Consider the following 22,570-nt stretch of genomic DNA (forward strand, 5'->3'; position numbering starts at 1 on the left):
GACGTGCTCGAACTGATCCCGCGCGAGCGGCGGAGGCTCGCCCCCGGTGTCGTCCACGTCCCGGACTGGTTGTCCGAGGACGAGCAGCGCGTCCTCGTCCTCGCCGCCCGGGAGTGGGCGCGCGAGGGGCCCGGCGCGCGCCACGCGACGTTGCCCGGCGGGGCGCGGATGAGCGTCGAGACGGTGTGCCTCGGCTGGCACTGGATCCCCTACCGCTACAGCCGCACCCGCGACGACCAGGACCGATCGCCGGTGCAGCCGTTCCCGGGCTGGCTCGCCGACCTCGGCGCGCGAGCGGTCGCCGACGCCTTCGACCAGCCGGGCGTCGACTACCGGCCCGACGTCGCCCTGGTGAACTCCTACCGCGGCGACGCCCGCCTCGGGATGCACCAGGACCGCGAGGAGCTCGCCCCCGACCCCGTGGTGTCGCTGAGCCTCGGCGCGGCCTGCGTGTTCCGCATCGGCAGCCCTCACGACCGCCGCGGCCCCTGGCAGGACGTCGAGCTGCACTCCGGTGACCTCGTCGTCTTCGGGGGCGAGCACCGGCTGGCGTACCACGGCGTGCCGAAGCTGCTGCCCGACCGCGAGGTGCCCGCGGTCGGGACCGCGCCCGGCGAGCGGATCAACATCACCCTGCGCGTCTCGGGGCTCGCGTGACGTACCGCCTGCTCGGCGCCGACGGCCGCCCGTACGCGTCGGCGACGCCGGGCACGCTCGGCGGGCACCGGCGCCTGCGGATCTACGGGCGGCTCGACTGCCCCGGCGCCCGGCGGTGGCTCGCGCGTGGCCACTACGCGCAGCACCGCGTGTTCTTCGCCGACGAGGCCACCGCCCGCGCCGCGGGCTACCGGCCCTGCGCGGTGTGCCAGCCCGAGGCCCACCGCGCCTGGCGTGTCGGGGCTCGGCGTGTCGTGCCGGCGGTGGGCCACCGCAGGCACTGAGCGTCCGTGACGCCACACGCCCGCCACGGCGGGGGTCGCGGGCACGAACGCTAGCGGTCCGCGTCCTCCATCGGCGGCGGGATGTCGGAGTCGGGGTCGGCGGCCGGCGCCGGGGCCGGCTCGCCGCGCAGGGACGCGAGGAGGTCGGGCAGCTCGTCGGGCTTGAACAGCACGTCGCGGGCCTTGGAGCCCTCCGACGGACCGACGACGCCCCGGGTCTCCAGCAGGTCCATCAGCCGCCCGGCCTTCGCGAACCCGACCCGCAGCTTGCGCTGCAGCATCGACGTCGACCCGAACTGGCTGGTGACGATCAGCTCCGCCGCCGCGACCACCAGCTCGAGGTCGTCGCCGATGTCCGGGTCGATCTCCTTCTTCTCGCCCGCGGCCTCGGTGGTGACCGACTCGTCGTAGTCGGGATCGGCCTGCTCCTTGCAGTGGTCGACCACCGCGGCGATCTCGTCGTCGGCGATGAACGCGCCCTGCAGGCGGTTGGTCTTGCCCGCGCCCATGGGCAGGAAGAGCGCGTCGCCCATGCCGATGAGCTTCTCGGCACCGGGCTGGTCGAGGATGACCCGCGAGTCGGTCAGCGACGACGTCGCGAACGCCAGCCGCGACGGCACGTTGGTCTTGATCAGGCCGGTGACGACGTCGACGCTCGGGCGCTGGGTGGCGAGCACGAGGTGGATCCCCGCGGCCCGGGCCTTCTGCGTGATGCGGACGATCGCGTCCTCGACGTCGCGGGGCGCGGTCATCATGAGGTCGGCGAGCTCGTCGACGATGCACATGATGTACGGGTACGGCCGGTACACCCGCTCCGAGCCGGGCGGCGCCTGGATGGCCCCGCTGCGCACCTTCTCGTTGAAGGTGTCGATGTGCCGCACGCGGTTGGCCTGCATGTCCGTGTAGCGCTGCTCCATCTCCTCGACCAGCCACTGCAGCGCCGTGGCCGCCTTCTTCGGCGAGGTGATGATGGGCGTGATGAGGTGCGGGATGCCCTCGTAGGGCGTCAGCTCGACCATCTTCGGGTCGATGAGGATCATCCGGACCTCGTCCGGCGTCGACCGCGTCAGCAGCGACACCAGCATCGAGTTGACGAAGCTCGACTTGCCGGAGCCGGTGGAGCCCGCGACCAGCAGGTGGGGCATCTTCGCCAGGTTGGCCGTGACCATCCGGCCCTCGATGTCCTTGCCCAGGCCGATGACCATCGGGTGGGTCTCGGCCCGCGCCGTCGGCGAGTTCAGGACGTCGGCGAGGCGCACCATCTCGCGGTCGGAGTTGGGCACCTCGATGCCCACCGCCGACTTGCCCGGAATGGGCGCGAGCAGCAGCACGCGGTCGGTGGCCGCGGCGTAGGCCAGGTTGCGGTGCAGCGCGGTGATCTTCTCGACCTTCACGCCGTGCCCGAGCTCGACCTCGTAGCGGGTGACCGTCGGCCCGCGGGTGAAGCCGGTGACCTCGGCGTCGACCTTGAACTGCTCCAGGACCCCGGTGATCGCCTCGATCATCGCGTCGTTCGCGGCGCTGCGGGCCTTCGGCGGCTCGCCGGGCGTGAGCAGGTCGGGCGGCGGGAGGCGGTAGTCGCCGTCGGCGTCCTCGCGGTGGGAGCTGAACGACGCCGCGGCCTGGGGGTCGGTCTCGGTCTCCTCTGGCGGCACGGGCGCCACCACGGGAGCGGGCGCGGACGCGCGCGCCGGAGCGGCCTTCGACGACCGGCCCTTCGGCGGCTCCGCGGGCGCCTCGGCCGGCAGGCCCTCCGGCGGCGTCGTCAGGTCGGGCACCGCCGCGGCGTTCCGGTCGCGGTGGCGCGCCGGGTGGGCGGCGGCGTCGGGGTCGTCCTCGTCGGAGGGCTCGTCGGAGGCCTGGTCGGAGGCCTGGTCGCCACCCCGGCGGCGACCGCGCCGCGGGATCGCCGTGGTCGGCGCGGTGCCGTCGTCCTCGAGGCCGTCGACGTCGACGTCCTCGGGACCGCCCCACTCGTCCTCGGGGTGCTCACCGGTGACCAGGGCGCGCAGGCGCACCCCGACCTCGCGCACCGGCGTACCGGTCAGCACGAGCAGCCCGTAGAGCCCGACGAGCACGAGGACGATGCCGGCGATCCAGACGGTGACGCCGCGCGCGAGCGGGTCGGCGATCACGGCGCCCAGGACGCCGCCCGCGTCGCGGCGCCCGGCGAGGTCGCGGGGCGCTCCGACGACGAGGTGCCACACCGCCAGGACGCCGACGCCGAGCAGGAGCGCGCCGACCACCGTGCGCGGGCGGGTCTCGGGCAACGGGTCGGTGCGCAGGAGCACCACCGCGACGCCGAGGAGCACGACGGGCAGCACGAGGGCCGCGGCGCCGACGACCGTGCGCAGCCCCAGGTCGAGCCCGGCGCCGACGGGACCGCCCGCGCGCCACCACACGCCCGCGGCGGTGACGACCGCGAGCACGACCAGCCCGAGGGCGATGCCGTCGCGCCGGTGGGCGGCGTCGACGTCACGGGCCCGCCCGAGCGTGCGCACGAGGGAGCCGAGACCACGCGCGGTGAGCACCCAGCCGCCCCGCAGCGTCCGCACCACGGGCCCGGGCCCGGTGCGCCGCGCGGGCGCGCGCCCCCTGCCCGACGACCGCCCCGCGGGCCGGCGTCCCTTCGCGGGGCGGCGCTGCTGCGGCGACCGGGTCGCGGTGTCGGACCCGCCGCCCTTCGGGCGCGGGGTCCGTCCACCCGTGATCGGGCGGCTGCGGGACCCGCGCTTGTCAGGTGTCTCGGTCCGCCCGGCCATGGCGACACGGTAGCCCGGGCACACCACGAGCCCCGGTAGCCACACGCGTCCCGGTGGGTGAGGCCGCGCTCAGGCGCGCGTCACTCGCCGCGACCGCGCCCGACGATCTCGTCGTGCCACACCGAGGTCTTCGTGCAGTACTCCGGCGCGACCATGACGTCCCGCTCCGCGAGCAGCTGCTCGAACCCCGCGGCGGCCTCCGGCACCTCCTGCGGGCAGCAGCGCGTCGACAGCTCGACCAGCTCGCGGCCGCTCGGGAAGCGGAAGTGCTCGAGATCGACACGGCGCAGGCCCAGCGCCGTCGCCGTCACCTTGACCCGGCGCACGACCATCGGCCCGTGGACGCGCAGCTCGGACAGCCGTGCGTCGTCGACGGCCTCGTTCCCGCCGGTCAGGGCCCACTGGCTCTGGGTCGCCGAGAGCAGCTCCCGCGCCTTGGCCGAGCCCGCGATCACCGACGCGGCGATCGCCGAGTCGATGTCCCGGCGGACCTCGATGTCCTTCCAGACCCCCTCCGGGACGACGTCGTACTCGACGCGCGCGCCGCGGGGGCGGTAGCACCCGAGCTCGGTGCCGCGACGGCGCGCGGACACGGCGAGGTCGAACTTCCCGCGCGCCCGGCGGCGCAGCCGGACCTCGACGCCGGCGCGCAGGAGGTCCAGCTCCGCGGTGTCGAGGAGGTAGCTCTGGCGCACGCTCCAGGTGGGCCCGTGGCGCCCGGTCAGGGCTTCGGCCGCCGCTCCCGCCGGCGGCACCAGCAGGGTCTTCATCTCCACGCTGTCGGCGTGCGCCCCGTGTGTGCTCAGCCACCGGAGCGCCTCGGCCGACCCGAACCTGCCCACCAGATGGTCCTCCCGTCCGGCGCCGGCCGCCCCCGCCGGCGGCGCCGCCCCGACCGACCATAGCCGCCCCCCGGTGATCCACGACACCTCGTCGCGGCGATCCCGACCGGTCGGACAGGTCCCCTCCGTTCCCCGTCCGCGCCCGGACCGGGACGGAGCGCTTTTCCGGAGACCGGAACACGCCCGAAAACTACTCACGGTGATCGACGCAGGCTGAAAGCGTGATCATGGCTCCGAGGGCATGATCGGGAACCGATTCCCCCCTCGTGCCTCTTGCCGACGTCGGATCGGCTCCCTACTGTCGCCTGTGGCTCAGCACACACCGCTCGGCGCCCGAGATCAACCGGCCGCCGTCAGACGGACGTGTCCTGCCGCCCAGTGGTCGACGTCGTCGGCCCGACGGTCGAGCGACCGGTGGCAGCAGCAGAGTCTGCCGAGCCTCCCCTCTCGACGTCCCCGTCGACGCACCACGCCCCGCGACACCCGGCCGCGCCCCGCCCGGGTCCGTCGACGGAGAAGCAACAGGGCATCCACGAGGAGGTACGTCGGATGACGTCCACTGATCGATCGGACGAACTGGCCGCCGCGGGCCTGGACGGCCAGAACAGGACGGCCCTCGGCCGGCTGCTCGGCACGGGCAGCATCGGGCACGCCGAGAAGGGGTCCGACGGCATCATGCGGGCCACGGTCCGCATCCCGGAGGACGAGCTGATCTGGGAGCCGTCGATCCTCGTGTTCCCCGAGGGCGGCGAGGTCGAGCTCACGCTCATCAACGACGACAAGAACACCCACTGTGCGGTGCTGCCGCACAACGGTGACCCCAAGATCATCTGGATGGTCAACCACTCCAAGGGCACGGCCCGGCTCTCGCTGTCGGGCCCCGGCACCTACTACTACGGCTCCACGACCGGCAACGACGAGGGCCGCGGCCTGACCGGCGCCCTCGTCTTCGGCGGCGAGGTCCCGGACTCCGCGAAGCAGGACCGTCCGCCGCAGCCGCGCCCGTAAGAGCCCCGTCGAGCCCGTAGAGAGGAAGAACGTCACATGACCGACTACGTGGACGCCGGCGAGGCCGTCCCGCACAAGACCCTCAGCGCCACCAAGGGCAGCGCCCCGGCGACCGGCAACGTCGACTTCGAGCGGATCAAGGCCGCGAAGTCGGAGCCGCAGAACTGGCTGACCTACTACGGCAGCTACGACGGCCAGCGGCACAGCCCGCTGGACCAGATCAACAAGGAGACGGTCAAGAGGCTCAGCCCGGCGTGGGTGTTCCAGGCCGGCATGAACGGCCTGCACTCCGGCGCCTCGACCTACTCGTTCGAGGCCTCCCCGCTCGTGGTCGAGGGCGTCATGTACGTCTCCGGCCCCGACGGCAAGGTCTGGGCGATCGACGCCGCTACCGGCGAGGAGCTGTGGCGCTACAAGTGGGCGTCGCCGTACGACGTCTCGCTGTGCTGCGGCAACGTCAACCGCGGCGTCGCGGTGGGCCACGGCAAGGTGTACATGTACACCCTCAACGCCCACCTCATCGCCCTCGACGCCCAGACCGGTGACCTCGTGTGGGACACCGTCAACGGTGACGTTCGGGCCGGCGAGAGCGGTTCGGTCGCGCCGCTGATCGTCAAGGACAAGGTCATCGTCGGCAGCGCGGGCGGCGAGTTCGGCCTCCGCGGCCACATCGACGCCTTCGACGCCCAGACCGGCGAGCGCCAGTGGCGCTGCTACACGGTGCCGAAGCCCGGCGAACCCGGGTCGGAGACGTGGGGCGACGAGAACGCCGAGGCGTGGCAGCGCGGTGGGGCCAACTGCTGGGTCACCCCGACCTACGACCCCGAACTCGAGCTGCTGTACCACGGCACCGGCAACCCGGCGCCCGACTTCGACGGCGGCGTCCGCCCGGGCGACAACCTCTACACCGACAGCGTCGTCGCGGTGGACGTGAACACCGGGACCATCCAGTGGCACTACCAGTTCACCCCGCACGACCTGTGGGACTACGACTCGACGATGGAGAACCTGCTCTTCGACGCTCCGGACGGGCGCAAGCTGCTCGCCCACGCGGACAAGAACGGCTACTTCTTCGTCCTCGACCGCACCAACGGCGAACTGGTGCGCGTCTTCCCCTTCGTCGACCGCATCACCTGGGGCGAGATCACGCCGGACGGCAAGGTCACGCCGAAGGTGTACCCGGACGAGGAGGGCGTCCCCGTCCACTTCTGGCCCGGCCCGGCCGGCGGCAAGGAGTGGACGCACATGTCCTACAACCCCAGCACGGGGTTGATCTACGTGCCCGTCCAGGAGGTCGGGGCGACGGCCACCCGCCGCCGCCGCGAGTTCCGGGAGAGCATCCCCTACTGGGGCGCCGGAGTGGCCGTCGACCTCGACGACTTCTACGGCTACGTCGCCGCCATCGACCCTGTCACGGGCGAGGAGAAGTGGCGCTGGAACAACGAGTACCCGATGTGCGCCTCGACGCTGACCACCGCGGGTGGCCTGGTGTTCCAGGGCACGCCGACCGGTGAGTTCGTCGCGCTCGACGCGGACACCGGCGAGAAGCTGTGGTCGTTCCAGTGCGGCAGCGGGCACCACTCGAGCCCGTCGACGTTCGAGGTCGACGGCCGCCAGTACATCGCCGTCCCCAGCGGGTGGGGCGGCTGGGTCGAGGGCTTCCTGCCCGGCCTGCTGGGCGCCGCCGCAGGTGACGCGCTGTTCTGCTTCGCGCTGCCCGAGAGCTAGACCACCCCAGAGAAGAAGCGTCACGTCGGCGTCAGCCGACAGGAGGGAGACACGACATGGAGCTCCACGTGTGGGAGGCCCCGGAGTTCGAGGAGATCGGGGTCGCTCCCGAGGTGACGATGTACGTCGCCCAGATGGACGACTGATCGACTGCTGACCGCGAAGGGGCGCCGGAGGAGTTCCGGCGCCCCTTTCCGGCGTTTCGGTGCCCCTCTCCTCGGCAAACCGACTGGAGATCCGATGACCGTCGAGCAGACAGAGGCGCGGCCGGCGGCCAAGCGCTGGCTCTGCGAAATGTGTGGCTTCATCTATGATCCGGAGGAGGGTGACCCCGACAGCGGCATCCCGCCCGGGACGCCCTTCGAGGACATCCCCGACGACTGGATGTGCCCGATCTGCGGCGCCGAGAAGGCGGATTTCCGCGAGGTGGAACCGGGCGAGTTCCCGGAGATGTGAGGATGCTGCGTACATGATCACCGGGTACGGCCACTTCGCCCAGCTCGCGGAATCGCTGCAGTGGGACGAGACCACCATCGACCTGAGCGCCGACATCGAGGCCTGGCCGCAGCTCGAGCAGGACGAGTACGACCAGGTGCTCGGCCTGCTCGCCGGCTTCTGCATCGGCGAGACATCGGTGGCCACGCACCTCACGTCGTTCCACGCGGCCGCGTCCACCGACGACAAGATGGCCGAGGTCTTCGCGGCCCAGGCCCGCGACGAGGCCCGCCACGCCCGCTTCTTCGACCGGGTGGTGCGCGAGGTCGCCGGCGTGCCCGGGTCGAACATGACCGAGCGCGTCGAGGCCCTGCGCGACCGCGTCAGCCCCGCCCTGGTCGAGCTGTTCGAGGAGCGTCTGCCCGCGATCGCCGAGAGCGTCGCCGAGGACCACGAGAACCTCACCGCCGCGGTCGGGCTCTACCACATGATCCTCGAGGGCGTGGTGCTCACCGCGGGTCAGCACGCGCTGCTCCAGACGATCGAACAGTGCTCGGTGAAGCTTCCCGGGGTACACAAGGGAATGGAACTGGTGCTGCGCGACGAGCGCTGGCACATCGGGTTCGGCTCCCGCGTCATCCAGAGCGCGGACATCGTCGACGACGAGATGGAAGAACTGCTCACCCAGGGCGTCAAGGCCGCGTCCGCGTGGGGCGACCTGATCTCCCAGGACGACATCGCGAAGGTCGAGCACCTCCACCAGCGGCGTCTCAAGTCGGTCGGCATCAAATTCTGGTGATCTCGCACGCTGCCCGCGCGGCGTGTGGCAGGTACCGTTGATCGAGAAGTGATCGAGAGGAGGTGGCAGCAATCATGGAGTCGCTCTCCATCTGGGAGACCCCGGAGTTCGAGGAGTTCGGTGTCGCCCCCGAGGTGACGATGTACGTCGCTCAGCTCGACGACTGACGGCGAACGCGGCAGGGGCGTCGGAAATGTCTTTCCGGCGCCCCTGTCGCCGTCGTCGCACCAGGCGCACGGATCGCGAGGGAGGACGGGGCGATGTGGCTGCGGGTGCTCGGCGCCGGCGCGGGCGGCGGTTTCCCCCAGTGGAACTGCGGCTGCCCGGGGTGCCGCGCGGTCCGTGACGGCTCCCGGCCGGCCACGCCCCGCACGCAGTCGTCGATCGCCGTGAGCGCCGACCGGACCACGTGGTTCCTGGTCAACGCCTCCCCCGACCTGCGGGCCCAGATCGAGGCGTCACCGGTCCTGCGGCCGGGCGGCACGAAGCGCAGCGGAGCTGCCGCGCCGAAGGCCGGATACAGCGCGAAGCGCGACAGCCCGATCGCCGCCGTCCTGCTCACCGACGCCGAGCTCGACCACACGATGGGCCTGCTGCTGCTGCGCGAAGGTCCGGGCGTGGAGCTGCACGCCACCGAGGCGTCCCTGCAGACCCTGCGGGACGGCACGGGCTTCCTGTCCACCCTGGAGCGCTACACGACGGTCACACCGCACACGGTCGTCCCCGGCGAGACCGTCGCGCTCGGCGAGGGCCTCACCTACACCGCGTTCGACGTCCCGACGGTGAAGAAGGCCCGGTTCGGGGTCACGGAGGACGTCGGTCGCGTGGTGGGCTACCGCTTCACCGACACCGCGACCGGCCGGAGCGCGGTGTACCTGCCCGGTGTCCAGGAGGTGACGCCCGCCGTGCACGACGAGCTGGCCGCCGCCGACACCGTGCTGGTCGACGGCACGACGTGGACCGACGACGAGATGATCCGTCTCGGCCTCGCGTCGAAGACCGCCCGCGACATGGGCCACCTGGCCGTCGACGGGCCGGACGGGAGCCTCGCGGTCCTCGCCGGCCTCCCGGCCGAGCGCAAGATCTACGTCCACATCAACAACACGAACCCGATGCTGCTCGAGGACTCCCCCGAGTACGCGACGGTCGCCGCCCGCGGGGTGGAGATCGCTCTCGACGGGCTCGAGGTGGAGGTCTGAGGAGCGGCATGACGGTCACCCACGCGACCAACGGCACGGGCACCGACGCGGGCCCCGGGACGGCGGTCGGCCCGGAGGCCCTGGTGGAGCGGCTGCGCTCCCAGGCCACGCGCTACCACAGCGAGCACGACTTCCACGTGCGCATGAACGCCGGCGAGCTCTCGCCGGAGCAGATCCGGGGCTGGGTGGCCAACCGCTTCTGCTACCAGGAGGCGATCCCGCGCAAGGACGCCGCGATCCTCGGCAACTGCCCGGACCGCGAGATCCGCAAGCGCTGGATCCGGCGGATCACCGACCACGACGGCACCGACACCACCGAGGGCGGCATCGAGGCCTGGCTGCGGCTCGGCGAGGCCTGCGGCGTCCCCCGCGAGGAGATGGACGACGGGCGCCACATCGTCCCGGGCGTGCGCTTCGCGGTCGACGCCTACGTGACCTTCGCGCGCACCCGGCCGTGGGTCGAGGCGGTCGCGTCGTCGCTCACCGAGCTGTTCGCGCCGGGGCTCATGGCCGAGCGCCTCGCCGCGTTCGAGAAGCACTACACGTGGATCGCCAAGGACGGGCTCGACTACTTCCGCAACCGGCTGCACCAGGCGCCGCGCGACTCCGAGCACGCGCTGGAGATCGTCCAGGAGCACTGCCGCACCGCGGAGGCACAGGACGCCGCGGTCGCCGCGCTCGCCTTCAAGAACGACGTGCTCTGGAGCATGATGGACGCCATCGACAAGGCGTATCCCTCGTGACCGACACCGTCCCGCGCACCGGGCGGCCCGCGCTCGCCCGGTTCGTCAAGACCCGCTACGACAAGGCGCGCGAGCGGCAGGTGCTGCTCGGGCCCGAGACGGTCGTCACGCTCAACCCGACCGGCGCCGACATCCTGGCCCTCTGCGACGGGCAGCGGACCGTCGGCGACATCGTGGACGAGCTCGGCCGCCGCTACGACCGCGTCGTCGACGACGAGGTGATCGCGTTCCTGGAGCGCCTCGCGTCCCGGCGCTGGGTGGTGATCACCGATGAGTGAGCAGGTCCTCGACGGCCCCCTCGGCGTGCTCGCCGAGCTGACCCACGCCTGCCCGTTGTCGTGCTCGTACTGCTCCAACCCGCTGGAGCTCACCAAGCGCTCCGCCGAGCTCTCGACCGACGAGTGGCGCCGCGTGCTCGACGAGGCCGCCGTCCTCGGCGTGCTGCAGAGCCACTTCTCCGGCGGCGAGCCGCTGCTGCGCCGCGACCTCGTCGACCTGGTGGGCCACGCGAGCGGGCTCGGGATGTACACCAACCTCGTGACCAGCGCGATCGGCCTGTCCCGGCCCCGCGCGGAGGCGCTGCGCGACGCCGGGCTCGATCACGTGCAGGTGAGCATCCAGGCCGACGAGCCGGTGCTCTCCGACCGCCTCGCCGGCATCTCCTCGTTCGAGAAGAAGATCGAGGCGGCCCGGCTGGTCAAGGAGCTGGGCTGGCCGCTGACCCTCAACGTGGTGCTGCACCGGCAGAACATCGACCGGATCGCGGCGATCCTCGACTGGGTCGAGGAGCTGGAGGCCGACCGGGTCGAGCTCGCCAACACCCAGTACTACGGCTGGGCGCTGCGCAACCGCGAGGCCCTGCTGCCGAGCCGCGAGCAGCTCGAGCACGCGGAGACGGTCAGCCGCGCGGCCCGCGAGCGCCTGCGGGGGCGCACCGACGTCATCTACGTCATCCCGGACTACTACAGCCGCTACCCCAAGCCCTGCATGGGCGGGTGGGGCTCGCGCCAGCTCGTCGTCGGCCCCGAGGGCAACGCCTGGCCCTGCCTCTCGGCCCACGAGCTGCCGCTGCCCCGGGCCAACGTCCGCGAGCACGACCTGCCCTGGATCTGGCGCTCGTCGCCGCTGTTCTCCGCGTTCCGCGGCACCGACTGGATGCCCGACCCGTGCCGCAGCTGCGATCGCCGCGAGGTCGACCTCGGCGGGTGCCGCTGCCAGGCCTTCCAGCTCACCGGGGACATGAACCGGACCGACCCGGTCTGCGTGCTCTCCCCCGACCGCTACCTCGTCGACGAGGCCGTGGCCGCGGCCAACGACCCCGCCGCCGCGCCGGCCGCGGGGTCCACGCGCGAGCCCGTGCTGGTCCCGATGCCCGAGGTCGCGGTCCGCCCGCACCGCGCGGACTGACGCCCTCCGGGAAGCGATCACGGCGGTTACCCTCCTCGGGTCCTGTCGCAGCGGGGGATCCACGAGGAGGAGCCACATATGTCCGGTGGCGGAGGAAAGATCGAGCAGCGGGTCGTCCTGACGCGTCAGGAGGCCGCCAAGTGGCTCCACCAGCTGGCGACGGCGCTGGAGACCGGCGGCACGGCCGACGTGGCGCTCGTGGGACCGACCGTCGCGCTGAACCTGCCCGAGGAGTTCGAGGTCGAGCTGGAGCTCGAGCCCTACGGCGAGAAGATCGAGCTCGAGTTCGAGCTCGTGTGGCCGAACGAGGGCAACGAGCCGTCGTCGGACCGGCCGCGGACCTCGGTCGGGGCCCCGCAGCCCCTGCGGTGACCATCGCCCTTCCTTGCGGACGGCGCCCGCGTGCAGTACTCAGGTCCCCGTGTCCGTGATCGCGATCACCTTCGTCGTCATCGCCCTGGCGGAGGTGGCGGACACCAGCGGTCTCGTGACGCTCGTCCTCGCGACGCGCTTCCCGGCCCGCTGGGTGCTCATCGGCGTCTTCGCCGGGATGCTCGTGCACGTCGGCATCGCCGTGGCGGCGGGGAGCCTCGTCGGTCTGCTCCCGGAGCGTCCCCTCGAGGCGATCCTCGCCGTCATGTTCCTCGTCGGCGCGGCCCTCACGCTCCGCGAGGGCCTGGAGGACGACGACGATGACGATGACGACGACGTGGAGCGGGAGGTCCCGCGGACCCGGTGGGCGGTGGCGGCGACGGCGTTCGGGATCACCGCGCTCTCCGAGCTCGCGGACCCCTCGCAGATCCTCACCGCGACCCTCACCGCGCAGTACGGCGACCCGCTGCTCGTCGGCATCGGGGCGCTCCTGGGCCTCTGGGCCGTGTCCGCCCTCGCGATCTACGGCGGCAACCGGCTGCGCCGGGTCGTGCCGGTGAAGTGGGTGGCCATCGTGGCGGCGTCGATCATGGTGGTGCTCGCCGTGATCAGCGCGGTCGAGGCGATCCGGGGCTGACACCGCCGTGATCCCGATCGTCGAGTTCGTCCTCGGCGTCGCGGTGCTCGTCTACTGCGCCGAGAAGCTCATCGGCCACCTCGTCGGGGTGGCGAGCCGGTGGGCGGTCTCGCTGTTCCTCGTCGCGGTGGTGTTCACCGGGATCGAGGTCGACGACCTGGCGTTCGGCCTGGCGCTCGGGCTCGAGGACCTCCACGAGGTCGCCCTCGGCACGGTCATCGGCACGACGATCGCCATGCCGGGGCTCGTGCTCGCCGTGGCCGCGCTCGTCGCGCCCACCGCCGTCGAGGTGCCCCGGGACTACCTCGGTCTCTACGCGGGCGCGCCGCTGGTGATGTACGCGCTGGCGCTCACCGGGACGCTGACACCGGTCGCCGGCGTCGTGCTCCTGGTGCTCTTCGCCGCGTTCGTCGGGTGGATCGCGCTGCGCGAGTACGCGGCGCGGCGCCCGGTCTGGCGCGACGCCGCACTCTACGAGCAGATCGACCGGGTGACCCTCGGCGGCGGCGTCGCGTCGCGGCGGGGGCGCGCCGACCCGGTCGGTCCGCGCGGGGAGCCGCCGGCGGGCCACCGGATCGACGCGGGCTTCCTGCGGGCGCGCCGGCGCTCCCCCGCCGGGACCGTCGTGCTCGCCCTCCTCGCGCTGGCCGGGCTCGTCGTCGGCGCCGCGGTCGCCGGGGCGGGGACCGAGGGCGTCCTCGAGGAGTTCGCCGTCGAGGGGACGGTCTTCGGCGTCACGATCGCGACGCTCGCCCTCTCGCTCGAGGACCTCCTGCTCACCGTCGAGCCCGCCCGCCGGGGCGCACCCGAGATCGGCGTGGCGAACGTCGTCGGCAGCGTGGTGTTCTCGGTGACCGGCAAGCTCGGGATCCTCCTGCTCGCCGGCGGCGCGATGGTGGTGACGCCCGAGGTCGTGCGCTGGCACCTGCCCGCGCTCGTGCTGATCACGGCGACGTCGGCGGTCTTCCTCGCCACCGGGCGGCTGCGCCGGCGCCACGGCGTCGTCCTGCTCGCGGCCTACGTCGCCTACTTCGTCGTCAGCCTAGTGTTCTTCGGCGGGGTCCCGGTCGGGGACTGAGGCGCTCTGGTCCCCGACCGGGCCGCCGTCGTCGTCAGGCCGCGATCATCCCGTGCGGGTCGATGACGAACTTCTTCGCGACGCCCGAGTCGAACTGGGCGTAGCCCTGGGGCGCGTCGTCGAGGGAGATGACGGTCGCGTTGACCGCCTTCCCGATCTCCACCCGGTCCCGCAGGATCGCGTTCATCAGCTGCCGGTGGTAGCGCATGACCGGGCACTGGCCGGTCGTGAACGAGTGCGACTTCGCCCAGCCCAGGCCGATGCGGATCGAGAGGCTGCCCTCCTTGGCGGCGTCGTCCGCGGCGCCCGGGTCCCCCGTCACGTAGAGGCCGGGGATGCCGAGCTTGCCGGCCGCCCGGGTGACCTCCATGATCGAGTTCAGAACGGTCGCCGGCTGCTCGTGGTCGGAGTCCTTGCCGTGGCCGCGTGCCTCGAAGCCGACCGCGTCGACCGCGGCGTCCACGACGGGCTCCCCGACGATCTGCTCGAGCTTCTCCGGGAGCGAGCCCTCCTCGGAGAGGTCGACGGTCTCGGTGCCGATGACCTCGCGCGCGTGGCGGAGCCGCTCGCCGTTCATGTCCCCGACGATCACCGCGGCGGCGCCCAGCAGCTTCGCCGACGCCGCGGCGGCCAGGCCGACGGGGCCGGCGCCCGCGATGTAGACCGTGGACCCGGTGGTCACGCCGGCGCTCACGCAGCCGTGGTAGCCGGTGGGGAAGATGTCCGACAGCATCGTCAGGTCGAGGATCTTCTCCATCGCCTGCTCGCGGTCGGGGAACTTCAGCAGGTTCCAGTCGGCGTAGGGGACCATGACGTACTCGGCCTGGCCGCCCTGCCACCCGCCCATGTCGACGTAGCCGTAGGCCGAGCCCGGGCGGTCGGGGTTGACGTTGAGGCAGACCCCGGTGTGCCCCTCCTTGCACATCCGGCAGCGCCCGCAGGCGATGTTGAACGGCGCGGAGACGAGGTCGCCCTGCGCGATGAACTCGACGTCGCGGCCGACCTCCACGACCTCGCCGGTGATCTCGTGGCCGAGGATCAGTCCGGGCGGGGCGGTGGTGCGTCCGCGGACCATGTGCTGATCGGAGCCGCAGATGTTGGTGGCGACCAGTTTCAGGACCACGCCGTGGGGACACTGGCGTCCCACGTTGGCCGGGTTGACGCCCGGCCCGTCCTTGAGCTCCAGGCCCGGCTCCTCGATGTCCTGGATCTCGACCTTCATGGGTTCGATGTACGCGACGGCCTTCATGCACTCCGATTCTGTAACCCGTGGTGAGCCACGTCACTCACGCGGTCGCAGGAGGCGATCCCCCTCGCCGGACCCGTCGTCGGTGGGTCGGACGCCCCGCCCGGGACACGAAGCGCAGGAAGGCTTCGTTCCGCGGGCAGCGCCGGCCTCACGGCACCCCGGCCAGCACGAGCACCGCCGTCGTCACCCCGGCGCCCACGACGAGGCCGGCGAGGACCTGCGCCGCGGTGTGCGCGCGCAGCACCAGGCGGGCCAAGCCGACGAGCGGGACGGCGAGCCATGCCAGGGCCCACCAGCCCCCGCCGAGCAGGGTCAGCACCGCCGCCGCGGCCGCCACGACGGCGACGTGGAAGCTGACCTTCCAGACCAGGGTGATCGCGGTGGCGACAGCGACGGTCACGAGCACCGCGATCTGCAGCGCCGTGATCGGCCGGGGAGCGCCGGCGACCACCAGGACGACGACGCCGAGCGCGACCGACGCCGCGGCCAGCCCCAGGGGCACCGCACGCTGCTCGCGCTCGCGCAGGTGGTGGTCGGTGTAGCGGCCGGACCGCACGCCGCGGTCGACGATGAACGCCGGGATCGCCACGGTGAACACCATCCCCACCAGCGACCACGCCACCCCGACGGGGCCCGCCGCGAGCGCCCCGACGATCGGGTACAGGACGGCGAGCAGCAGCGTCGGCGACGTCGCGGTCGTGACGCGGGCGGCGATGCGCTGCGCGGGAGTGGCCACCTCGGCGGCGTCGGAGGTGGTCACCCGCCGTAGCCTAGGCGGCCTACCGAGGGAGGGTCGCATGAGTCGGGACGCGCAGCTCGTCCTCGCCGTGGTGACGGCACCGCCGGGCCGGCTCCTGCTCGTCCACCGCCCCGGGGAGATGCCGCCCGCGGTGCTGCCCGGTGGCCGGCCGCAGGCCCGCGAGTCGCCCGGAGCGACCGCCGAGCGCGGGTGCCTCGAGGAGACCGGCGTCGAGATCCGCGCCGGCCGCCAGCTCGGGCGCTTCAACCACGACGGCATCGCCACGATCTACGTCGCCGCGCGCCCCGTCCACGACGTGGACCCCGAGGAGATCCCCGACAGCGTGCGCGCCGGCTGGTACCTCCACGACCAGGTGGACATGGTGCTGCCGAACCTCTGGGCGCCGGTGCGCCACCACCTGGAGAAGACGATCCGGCGTCGCTGAGATCAGTGCGCGTACGCCGCCACGCAGGCCCAGGACAGCGCGGCGAGGACGAGGAAGCCGACGGCGACGCCGGCGTACCCCACGACCCCGGCGAGGGCCGCGGCGGTGACCGGGGTGACCAGGCCGGCGACGCCCCAGCCGGTGAACACCAGGCCGTAGGTGGTGCCGAAGCGCTCGGGCGGGACGACGTCGGACGTCGCGGCCGGGGTGAGCGTCGACAGCGCCCCGTACTGGGTGCCGAGCAGGAGCAGGGCGACGAGCGCGACGCTCCCGGTCGCGCCGGCGGCGAGCGGGGCGCAGGCGACGACCAGCAGCGCCGCGTTCGCGTGCAGGGCGGCCCGGCGACCGATCCGGTCGGACAGCGGGCCGGCGACCAGCCGCCCGGCGAGGTTGCCGACGTTGAGCAGGGCCACCGCGAGCGCCACGGCGGCCGCGTCGCCGGCGAGGCCGCCGGCCTGCGCGAAGGCGGCGAGGGCGGGCGCGCTGCCGAGCCCGAAGGCGAGCCACAGCGCCACCACCGAGCGGCTCGGGCGCGTCCGCCCGCCGGCGCGCTCGGCCCGGGCGCCCGGTCGCGCGCCGGGGACGAGGGCGGCGGCGACCGCCAGCAGCACCCCGAGCGCCCCGGCGAGGACGACGAGGGTGGCGCGGCGCCCGATCGCGTCGATCAGCGTCGAGGCCACCGGGGCGAGGACCGCGGAACCGGCGGCGTAGGCGCTGACGACCAGGCCGAGCGCGAGGCCGCGGCCGGTGGCGACGGTGCCGGCGACCCGCACGGCGGTGGCGTACCCGAGCCCCGTGGAGCCGCCGACGAGCACCCCGAAGGCCACGAACAGCACGAGCACCGACGACGCCGCGGCGCTGCCCAGCAGGCCGAGCACGGTCCCGGCGAGCGCGACCAGGGCGAGGCGGCGGGGCGCGACCCGGTCGGCGGCCCGTCCCCCGACCAGCACGCCGAGCATGAAGGCGAGCAGGCCGACGGAGAACACGCCGGCCAGCACCGCGTGACCGACGCCCAGCTCGCGCCCCAGGGCGCCGGTGAACACGTCCCAGACGAACAGCGGGCTGACCGCGAGGTCGAGCAGGACGGCACCGCCGAGCGCGCGGGCCTTGCTCACGGGTCCCGACGGTACCGGGGCCGTGACCACGGCCACGAGCCCGCGGGCCGCGGACGCGTGGCCGCCCGGCGGCGACCCGACGGATCACGGACCGTCGAATGGCGTCCGTGGCGGTCCGGCGCGAACTGCGCGCGCGTTCCGTCCCTCACCCCGGCCGCTCCCGGTTCGTGGCGCTGAGCAACGGAACCTGCCCGTTCTGCACCGATTCGCGCCCACCGGATCCGGTGCACACCGAGTGCGTCCGCGGCTGCCGTCCCGCGCCTTGACACCCCGCATGACGCGCAGGACAGTCGACCCTCTTCGATCCTCGGGAACGGGGGAGCGACGATGTCGTGGAATCTGCGGGGCCGCTATGTGGAGACCTGCTCCTGCGAGTTGATGTGTCCCTGCAACCTGTCGATGGATCACGGGGCCACCTACGATTTCTGCCGGGCGACTCTGGCGTTCGACATCCGTGAGGGATCGATCTCGGGCGTCGACGTGGCGGACCGAAAGATCGTCATGATCATCGATACACCGAAGGTCATGACCGAGGGGAACTGGCGGGTCGGCGTGTTCGTCGACGACCGGGCGACCGACGGCCAGTTCGAGAAGCTGGCGGAGGTGTTCAGCGGTCAGCTCGGAGGGCCGATGGCCGGTCTCGGACCGCTGGTCGGGGAGGTCCTGGGCCCGGAGCGGGCCGCGATCGAGATCGATCACGACGGCCTGCGGCACTCGGTGCGCGTGGCGGAGGCGATCGACTTCGAGATCCAGGACATCGTGCCGTTCGGCAAGGAGCCCCCCGAACCGGTGACGTTCTCGGGCATGTTCCACCCGGTGGCTCCCGACCTCACGATGGCCGAGGCGACCCGCTCGCACATCGACGCCTTCGGCATCCGTTACGAGGGCAGGACCGGGGTCTCGCACTCGGACTTCTCCTGGGCGGCGTGACGACATGCCCCTCGGGCAACGCCGCGACGGCGTTGCCGACGAGGGCCCTCGTCCGGCCCTCGCGGCTGCCGGAGCGCGGCTCGGTCTCCTCGTCGCGCTCCTGCTGATCGCCGCGGTCGCCTGGTGGTGGTCCGCCGAGCAGATGCGGGGAATGGACGCCGGGCCGTGGACCGCTCTCGGCGGTCTCGGCGCCTTCGTCCTGCTCTGGGTCGTCATGATGGCGGCGATGATGTTCCCGTCGATCGCGCCGACGGTCGCGCTGTACGCGCGGATGGCGAGGACGCGGGCACCGCTCGCGCCCTCCGCCTTCACCGCGGGCTACCTCCTGACCTGGACCGTGGCCGGGGTCGTCGCCTGGGGCATCGGGGCGTCGGTGAGCCACCTGGCCGGCGAAGCTCTCGCCTGGGACTCCGGTGGGCGCGTCCTCGCGGGCGCCGCGCTCGTCGTCGCCGGCGTCTACGAGCTGACCCCCGTGAAGAACGCCTGCCTGACCCGGTGCCGCAGTCCGTTCGGTTTCCTGCTCGGCTCCTGGCGCGACGGTGCGACCGGCGGCCTGCGGATGGGCGTCGAACTGGGCCTGTGGTGTCTCGGGTGCTGTTGGGCGCTCATGCTCGCGCTGTTCGCCCTCGGCGTGATGAGCATCGTGTGGATGGCGTTCGTCGCCGTCCTCATCGCCGTCGAGAAGATCGCTCCGTGGCGGACCTGGATCACCTGGGGAACGGCAGCGCTCCTCGTGATCCTCGGCGTCGTCGTCCTCGTCGCTCCGACCGCCGTTCCCGGGCTGACCGTTCCCGGCGTGTTCGACATGCCGATGATGATGTGAACACCCACCTCAGACCGGGAGCACCGTCGGCACGATCATGGGCCGGCGACGGTAGGTCTCCCCCACCCACTTGCCGACCACCCGCCGGACCGCCTGGGCGATGCGGTGGGTGTCGGTGATCCCCTCCGCCTCGGTGCGCGAGAGCTCCATCTCGACGAGCGAGACGACGTTCTCGAGCGCCTTCGGGTCGTCGGAGAACCCGCGCCCCGAGATGCGCGGCGGGGCCACCGCGCGCCCGGTGGCGGCCTCGACCGCGACCGTGATGGCGATGAACCCGCCCTCGCCGAGCACCATGCGGTCCGAGAGCGTCGACTCGCCGACGTCGCCGACCTGGTTGCCGTCGACGTAGACGTGCCCGACCTCGACCCGCCCGCTGATGGCGGCGCGGCCGTCGACGAGGTCGACGACGACCCCGTCCTCGGCGATGACGATGTTCTCCACCCCGGTGCGGCGGGCGATCTCGGCGTTCGCGCGCAGGTGGCGCCACTCGCCGTGCACCGGCATGACGTTGCGCGGGCGCAGCGCGTTGTAGAGGAACAGCAGCTCGCCGGCCGACGCGTGGCCGGAGACGTGCACGCGGGCGACGCCGGAGTGCACGACGTCGGCGCCGAGGCGCGTGAGGCCGTTGATGACGGCGAACACGGCCGTCTCGTTGCCCGGGATGAGGCTGGAGAGCAGCACGACGGTGTCGCCCGGGGTGATCGTGATCTGGCGGTGGTCGCCGCGGGCCATGCGCCCGAGCGCCGACAGCGGCTCGCCCTGCGAGCCCGTCGAGACCAGCACGACGTCCTTCTCGGGCATCGCCAGCGCGTCGTCGAGGTCGACGAGCAGCCCCTCGGGCACGTTCAGCAGGCCGAGGTCGGTCGCTATGCCCATGTTGCGCACCATCGAGCGGCCCGTGAAGCAGACCTTGCGGCCGTGCTCCGCCGCGGCGTCGAGCACCTGCTGGACGCGGTGCACGTGGCTCGCGAAGCAGGCGACGATCAGTCGGCTGGGCGCCCGGCGGAAGACGTCGTCGATCACCGGGGCGATGTCGCGCTCGGGGGTGACGAAGCCCGGGACCTCGGCGTTCGTCGAGTCGACGAGCAGCAGGTCGACGCCTTCGTCGCCGAGCCGGGAGAAGCCCGCGAGGTCGGTGAGGCGCCCGTCGAGGGGCAGCTGGTCGAGCTTGATGTCGCCGGTGTGCAGCACGGTGCCGCCGGGCGTGCGGACGGCGACGGCCAGCGCGTCGGGGATCGAGTGGTTGACCGCGAAGAACTCGCAGTCGAACGAGCCGTGGTGGTCGCGCTCCCCCTCGCGGACCTCGAGCAGGTGCGGGGTGAGCCGGTGCTCCCGGCACTTCGCCTCGACCAGCGCGAGCGTGAAGAGCGACCCGACCACGAGCAGGTCGGGGCGCTGGCGCAGCAGGAACGGCACGGCACCGATGTGGTCCTCGTGCCCGTGGGTGAGGATCAGCGCATCGACGTCGTCGAGGCGGTCCTCGACGGCGCGGAAGTCCGGCAGGATCAGGTCGACGCCGGGCGAGTCCTCGGAGGGGAAGAGCACGCCGCAGTCGACGATCAGCAGGCGCCCGTCGTACTCGAGCACGGTCATGTTGCGCCCGATCTCGCCGATGCCCCCGAGCGCCACGATGCGCAGGGCGCCGTCCGGCGTCGGCGGCGGGGTGCCCTCGGAGCCGGGGACCGACTGCGTGGGCACCCCGGAGCCCTGCGCGCAGTCGTGGCCCGCGTGGTCCTGCTGGCTCTGCGGACGGCCGGACTGCTGCGGGCGGCCGGACTGCTGCGGGCGGCCGGACTGCTGCTGACCCGCGTCGGGGCGACGGGCGGTCGAACGGCTGATCGGGGGACCTCCTGGGACGAGGGGCGGGTTCGGGAACGGGCGGTCAGAGACCGCGGTCGAGGGCCATGACCGTCGCGACGTCGGCCGGCTCGCCCTCGGGGTGCACGACGCACTCGTCGCGCCCGGCCGCGTGCAGCAGCAGCTCGCCGGGCTCCCCGGTGAGGATGACGGTGCGCGGCCCGGAGCGCACGGCGTGCTCCTCGCCGTCGGGGCGACGCAGGGTCACGGCCACCGGGCTCGAGCGGTAGGACAGGCGGCCGAGCAGGCCGACCATCCGCCAGATCGTGCGGTCGCGCGCCTCGTCCGGCGGGCGCGGCGACCACCCGGCCTGCGCCCGGCGCACGTCCTCGTGGTGGATGAAGAATTCCTGGACGTCCACCGCGCGCAGCGGCGGCAGGGCCATCGGGCTCCAGAACGGCGGGCCCGAGCGCAGGGTGGCCACGAGCTCGCCGAAGTCGCCGCGCGCGACGGAGGCCTGCACGTGCCCGGTCCAGCCCGCGAGCGGCGGGAGCAGGATGCCGGGCGCGGCGTCGGGGCGGCGTTCGCGGGTGATCAGGTGCGCGAGCAGGTCGCGCGTGGTCCAGCCCCCGCACAGCGTGGGCTCGTCGGGGCCGAGCCGCAGCAGCAGGTCGGCGAGATCGCGGCGCTCGGCGTCGGCGATCTGGGCGGCACTCATGGGGTTCTCCTACCCGGACGCCACCCGGCTCAGCCTTCGGCGACGAACGGGCTGGCGGCGACCTCGGACCCGCTCGGCAGGCGGCGGATCTCGAAGTCGGCGAACACGTTCGGCACCTCGGCCTGGAGCACCTTCAAGCAGGCGATCGCGAGGTCGCGGATCTCGACGTCCGCGTGCTCGCTCGCGCGCATGGCGATGAAGTGGCGCCAGGCCCGGTAGTTGCCGGTGACGACGATGCGGGTCTCGGTGGCGTTGGGCAGCACCGCGCGGGCGGCCTGGCGGGCCTGCTTGCGGCGCAGCGTGCGGTTGGGCTCGTCGGCGAAGCGCTCCTCGAGGCCCGCGAGGAGCTTCTCGTAGGACGCCAGCGCCGCGGCGCTCGCCTCGGCGAACATCTGGTGCAGCTCGGGGTCGTCGGCGATGACGTCCGGCTCGACCATGGCCGCGTCCTTCTCGGGGACGTAGCGCTGCGAGAGCTGCGAGTACGAGAAGTGCCGGTGGCGGATCAGCTCGTGGGTCAGGCTGCGCGAGATCCCGGTCAGGTAGAAGCTGACCGTGCCGTGCTCGAGCACCGACAGGTGCCCGACCTCGAGGATGTGCCGCAGGTAGCCGGCGTTGGTCGCCGTCGCCGGGTTCGGCTTGCTCCAGGACTGGTAGCAGGCGCGCCCGGCGAACTCGGCGAGCGCCTGGCCGCCGTCGACGTCGGTCTCCCACGGGACCCCGGGCGGCGCGAAGAACTCGGTCTTCGCGATCAGCGTGACCTCGGGCTGCACGGTCTCGGGCACGTCCGCCACGGTACAAGTCGC

Annotated in this window: 26 protein-coding genes; 18 read left to right on the top strand and 8 right to left on the bottom strand. The window is 72.9% G+C overall.

Translation table 11 applies throughout. From position 1 onward, the window contains the following. The first annotated feature begins 3 nt into the window (after positions 1 to 3). A complete protein-coding gene (locus PHK61_RS10915; RefSeq protein ID WP_274280996.1) occupies positions 4 to 657 on the top strand; it encodes an alpha-ketoglutarate-dependent dioxygenase AlkB family protein in 654 nt (217 codons plus the stop codon). Then, complete coding sequence (locus PHK61_RS10920; RefSeq protein WP_274280997.1) at positions 654 to 941, top strand: Ada metal-binding domain-containing protein; 288 nt, start codon at positions 654 to 656, stop codon at positions 939 to 941. Before PHK61_RS10915 ends, PHK61_RS10920 begins: the two co-directional genes overlap by 4 nt. Before the next feature lie 50 nt (positions 942 to 991). Here PHK61_RS10920 and PHK61_RS10925 read toward each other — a convergent pair whose 3' ends face one another. Both PHK61_RS10925 and PHK61_RS10930 read right to left on the bottom strand, forming a co-directional pair. Then, on the bottom strand, positions 992 to 3,703 hold the full coding sequence (locus PHK61_RS10925; protein WP_274280998.1) for a DNA translocase FtsK: 2,712 nt from the start codon (positions 3,701 to 3,703) through the stop codon (positions 992 to 994). 80 nt (positions 3,704 to 3,783) lie between these two features. Continuing rightward, positions 3,784 to 4,545 (bottom strand): hypothetical protein, encoded by a 762-nt coding sequence (locus tag PHK61_RS10930; protein ID WP_274280999.1) that lies wholly within the window; start codon positions 4,543 to 4,545, stop codon positions 3,784 to 3,786. A 549-nt stretch (positions 4,546 to 5,094) separates the two neighbouring features. Between PHK61_RS10930 and PHK61_RS10935 the strand changes: the two genes are divergently transcribed. The 13 genes from PHK61_RS10935 to PHK61_RS10995 all read left to right on the top strand — a co-directional run bounded on the left by PHK61_RS10935 (position 5,095) and on the right by PHK61_RS10995 (position 13,951). Then, positions 5,095 to 5,553: an MSMEG_3727 family PQQ-associated protein gene (locus tag PHK61_RS10935; RefSeq protein WP_274281000.1), complete on the top strand. Its 459-nt coding sequence runs from the start codon at positions 5,095 to 5,097 to the stop codon at positions 5,551 to 5,553. Between the two features lie 36 nt (positions 5,554 to 5,589). Further along, entirely contained in the window at positions 5,590 to 7,281 is a 1,692-nt protein-coding gene (locus tag PHK61_RS10940; RefSeq protein WP_274281001.1) for a PQQ-dependent dehydrogenase, methanol/ethanol family, read from the top strand. Positions 7,282 to 7,337: 56 nt separating this feature from the next. Further along, positions 7,338 to 7,427 carry a pyrroloquinoline quinone precursor peptide PqqA gene (pqqA, locus tag PHK61_RS10945; RefSeq protein ID WP_133825024.1) on the top strand — a complete coding sequence of 30 codons (90 nt, stop codon included), beginning with the start codon at positions 7,338 to 7,340 and terminating at the stop codon, positions 7,425 to 7,427. 94 nt (positions 7,428 to 7,521) lie between these two features. Further along, the gene (gene rd, locus PHK61_RS10950; protein WP_274281002.1) at positions 7,522 to 7,737 is read left to right on the top strand and encodes a rubredoxin; all 216 of its coding nucleotides are present in this window, start codon (positions 7,522 to 7,524) and stop codon (positions 7,735 to 7,737) included. Positions 7,738 to 7,750: 13 nt separating this feature from the next. After that, positions 7,751 to 8,515, top strand: a complete 765-nt coding sequence (locus PHK61_RS10955; RefSeq protein ID WP_274281003.1) for a ribonucleotide-diphosphate reductase subunit beta — start codon at positions 7,751 to 7,753, stop codon at positions 8,513 to 8,515. A gap of 74 nt (positions 8,516 to 8,589) precedes the next feature. Continuing rightward, positions 8,590 to 8,682 (top strand): pyrroloquinoline quinone precursor peptide PqqA, encoded by a 93-nt coding sequence (pqqA, locus tag PHK61_RS10960; RefSeq protein WP_116706252.1) that lies wholly within the window; start codon positions 8,590 to 8,592, stop codon positions 8,680 to 8,682. A 93-nt stretch (positions 8,683 to 8,775) separates the two neighbouring features. After that, the gene (pqqB, locus tag PHK61_RS10965) at positions 8,776 to 9,714 is read left to right on the top strand and encodes a pyrroloquinoline quinone biosynthesis protein PqqB (RefSeq protein ID WP_274281004.1); all 939 of its coding nucleotides are present in this window, start codon (positions 8,776 to 8,778) and stop codon (positions 9,712 to 9,714) included. 8 nt (positions 9,715 to 9,722) lie between these two features. Further along, positions 9,723 to 10,457, top strand: coding sequence for a pyrroloquinoline-quinone synthase PqqC (pqqC, locus tag PHK61_RS10970; RefSeq protein WP_274281005.1), 735 nt, complete (start codon positions 9,723 to 9,725; stop codon positions 10,455 to 10,457). Further along, positions 10,454 to 10,735, top strand: a complete 282-nt coding sequence (pqqD, locus tag PHK61_RS10975; protein WP_274281006.1) for a pyrroloquinoline quinone biosynthesis peptide chaperone PqqD — start codon at positions 10,454 to 10,456, stop codon at positions 10,733 to 10,735. The genes pqqC and pqqD overlap by 4 nt, the downstream gene beginning before the upstream one ends. After that, entirely contained in the window at positions 10,728 to 11,864 is a 1,137-nt protein-coding gene (gene pqqE / locus PHK61_RS10980; protein ID WP_274281007.1) for a pyrroloquinoline quinone biosynthesis protein PqqE, read from the top strand. Before pqqD ends, pqqE begins: the two co-directional genes overlap by 8 nt. 78 nt (positions 11,865 to 11,942) lie before the next feature. Then, a complete protein-coding gene (locus PHK61_RS10985) occupies positions 11,943 to 12,236 on the top strand; it encodes an amphi-Trp domain-containing protein (RefSeq protein ID WP_274281008.1) in 294 nt (97 codons plus the stop codon). A gap of 55 nt (positions 12,237 to 12,291) precedes the next feature. Then, on the top strand, positions 12,292 to 12,873 hold the full coding sequence (locus tag PHK61_RS10990) for a TMEM165/GDT1 family protein (protein ID WP_274281009.1): 582 nt from the start codon (positions 12,292 to 12,294) through the stop codon (positions 12,871 to 12,873). A gap of 7 nt (positions 12,874 to 12,880) precedes the next feature. After that, the gene (locus PHK61_RS10995) at positions 12,881 to 13,951 is read left to right on the top strand and encodes a sodium:calcium antiporter (protein ID WP_274281010.1); all 1,071 of its coding nucleotides are present in this window, start codon (positions 12,881 to 12,883) and stop codon (positions 13,949 to 13,951) included. A 34-nt stretch (positions 13,952 to 13,985) separates the two neighbouring features. On the opposite strand, the gene fdhA is transcribed toward PHK61_RS10995, so the two are convergent. Together fdhA and PHK61_RS11005 are read right to left on the bottom strand one after the other, a co-directional pair. Further along, positions 13,986 to 15,200, bottom strand: coding sequence for a formaldehyde dehydrogenase, glutathione-independent (gene fdhA, locus PHK61_RS11000; RefSeq protein ID WP_274281011.1), 1,215 nt, complete (start codon positions 15,198 to 15,200; stop codon positions 13,986 to 13,988). 148 nt (positions 15,201 to 15,348) lie between these two features. Next, positions 15,349 to 15,960: a hypothetical protein gene (locus tag PHK61_RS11005; protein WP_274281012.1), complete on the bottom strand. Its 612-nt coding sequence runs from the start codon at positions 15,958 to 15,960 to the stop codon at positions 15,349 to 15,351. A gap of 37 nt (positions 15,961 to 15,997) precedes the next feature. On the opposite strand from PHK61_RS11005, the gene PHK61_RS11010 reads away from it, so the two are divergent. After that, complete coding sequence (locus PHK61_RS11010) at positions 15,998 to 16,384, top strand: NUDIX hydrolase (protein ID WP_274281013.1); 387 nt, start codon at positions 15,998 to 16,000, stop codon at positions 16,382 to 16,384. A gap of 2 nt (positions 16,385 to 16,386) precedes the next feature. Here the strand turns inward: PHK61_RS11010 and PHK61_RS11015 are convergent, their stop codons facing one another. Further along, a complete protein-coding gene (locus PHK61_RS11015) occupies positions 16,387 to 17,499 on the bottom strand; it encodes an MFS transporter (RefSeq protein ID WP_274281014.1) in 1,113 nt (370 codons plus the stop codon). A gap of 327 nt (positions 17,500 to 17,826) precedes the next feature. Between PHK61_RS11015 and PHK61_RS11020 the strand changes: the two genes are divergently transcribed. Further along, a complete protein-coding gene (locus PHK61_RS11020) occupies positions 17,827 to 18,429 on the top strand; it encodes a DUF1326 domain-containing protein (protein ID WP_274281015.1) in 603 nt (200 codons plus the stop codon). 4 nt (positions 18,430 to 18,433) lie between these two features. Next, the gene (locus tag PHK61_RS11025) at positions 18,434 to 19,252 is read left to right on the top strand and encodes a DUF2182 domain-containing protein (RefSeq protein WP_274281016.1); all 819 of its coding nucleotides are present in this window, start codon (positions 18,434 to 18,436) and stop codon (positions 19,250 to 19,252) included. Positions 19,253 to 19,261: 9 nt separating this feature from the next. On the opposite strand, the gene PHK61_RS11030 is transcribed toward PHK61_RS11025, so the two are convergent. The 3 genes from PHK61_RS11030 to thyX form a co-directional block, all read right to left on the bottom strand. After that, a complete protein-coding gene (locus PHK61_RS11030) occupies positions 19,262 to 20,950 on the bottom strand; it encodes a ribonuclease J (protein WP_274281017.1) in 1,689 nt (562 codons plus the stop codon). 184 nt (positions 20,951 to 21,134) lie between these two features. Next, the gene (locus PHK61_RS11035) at positions 21,135 to 21,767 is read right to left on the bottom strand and encodes a TIGR03085 family metal-binding protein (protein ID WP_274281018.1); all 633 of its coding nucleotides are present in this window, start codon (positions 21,765 to 21,767) and stop codon (positions 21,135 to 21,137) included. A 29-nt stretch (positions 21,768 to 21,796) separates the two neighbouring features. Beyond that, entirely contained in the window at positions 21,797 to 22,549 is a 753-nt protein-coding gene (gene thyX, locus PHK61_RS11040; protein WP_274281019.1) for an FAD-dependent thymidylate synthase, read from the bottom strand. Between the last annotated feature and the right edge of the window lie 21 nt (positions 22,550 to 22,570).

The organism is Actinomycetospora lutea, assembly GCF_028737205.1.
GTDB classification, from domain to species: Bacteria; Actinomycetota; Actinomycetes; order Mycobacteriales; family Pseudonocardiaceae; genus Actinomycetospora; species Actinomycetospora lutea.

What these genes read in the sequence shown, in the direction of transcription:
- PHK61_RS10925 (WP_274280998.1), bottom strand. Translation starts at nt 3,703, where the DNA reads ATGGCCGGGCGGACCGAGACACCTGACAAGCGCGGGTCCCGCAGCCGC.
- PHK61_RS10935 (WP_274281000.1), top strand. Translation starts at nt 5,095, where the DNA reads ATGACGTCCACTGATCGATCGGACGAACTGGCCGCCGCGGGCCTGGAC.
- PHK61_RS11025 (WP_274281016.1), top strand. Translation starts at nt 18,434, where the DNA reads ATGCCCCTCGGGCAACGCCGCGACGGCGTTGCCGACGAGGGCCCTCGT.
- pqqA (WP_116706252.1), top strand. Translation starts at nt 8,590, where the DNA reads ATGGAGTCGCTCTCCATCTGGGAGACCCCGGAGTTCGAGGAGTTCGGT.
- PHK61_RS10955 (WP_274281003.1), top strand. Translation starts at nt 7,751, where the DNA reads ATGATCACCGGGTACGGCCACTTCGCCCAGCTCGCGGAATCGCTGCAG.
- rd (WP_274281002.1), top strand. Translation starts at nt 7,522, where the DNA reads ATGACCGTCGAGCAGACAGAGGCGCGGCCGGCGGCCAAGCGCTGGCTC.
- pqqC (WP_274281005.1), top strand. Translation starts at nt 9,723, where the DNA reads ATGACGGTCACCCACGCGACCAACGGCACGGGCACCGACGCGGGCCCC.
- pqqA (WP_133825024.1), top strand. Translation starts at nt 7,338, where the DNA reads ATGGAGCTCCACGTGTGGGAGGCCCCGGAGTTCGAGGAGATCGGGGTC.
- pqqE (WP_274281007.1), top strand. Translation starts at nt 10,728, where the DNA reads ATGAGTGAGCAGGTCCTCGACGGCCCCCTCGGCGTGCTCGCCGAGCTG.
- pqqB (WP_274281004.1), top strand. Translation starts at nt 8,776, where the DNA reads ATGTGGCTGCGGGTGCTCGGCGCCGGCGCGGGCGGCGGTTTCCCCCAG.
- fdhA (WP_274281011.1), bottom strand. Translation starts at nt 15,200, where the DNA reads ATGAAGGCCGTCGCGTACATCGAACCCATGAAGGTCGAGATCCAGGAC.
- PHK61_RS11020 (WP_274281015.1), top strand. Translation starts at nt 17,827, where the DNA reads ATGTCGTGGAATCTGCGGGGCCGCTATGTGGAGACCTGCTCCTGCGAG.
- PHK61_RS10940 (WP_274281001.1), top strand. Translation starts at nt 5,590, where the DNA reads ATGACCGACTACGTGGACGCCGGCGAGGCCGTCCCGCACAAGACCCTC.
- PHK61_RS11010 (WP_274281013.1), top strand. Translation starts at nt 15,998, where the DNA reads ATGAGTCGGGACGCGCAGCTCGTCCTCGCCGTGGTGACGGCACCGCCG.
- PHK61_RS11035 (WP_274281018.1), bottom strand. Translation starts at nt 21,767, where the DNA reads ATGAGTGCCGCCCAGATCGCCGACGCCGAGCGCCGCGATCTCGCCGAC.
- PHK61_RS10985 (WP_274281008.1), top strand. Translation starts at nt 11,943, where the DNA reads ATGTCCGGTGGCGGAGGAAAGATCGAGCAGCGGGTCGTCCTGACGCGT.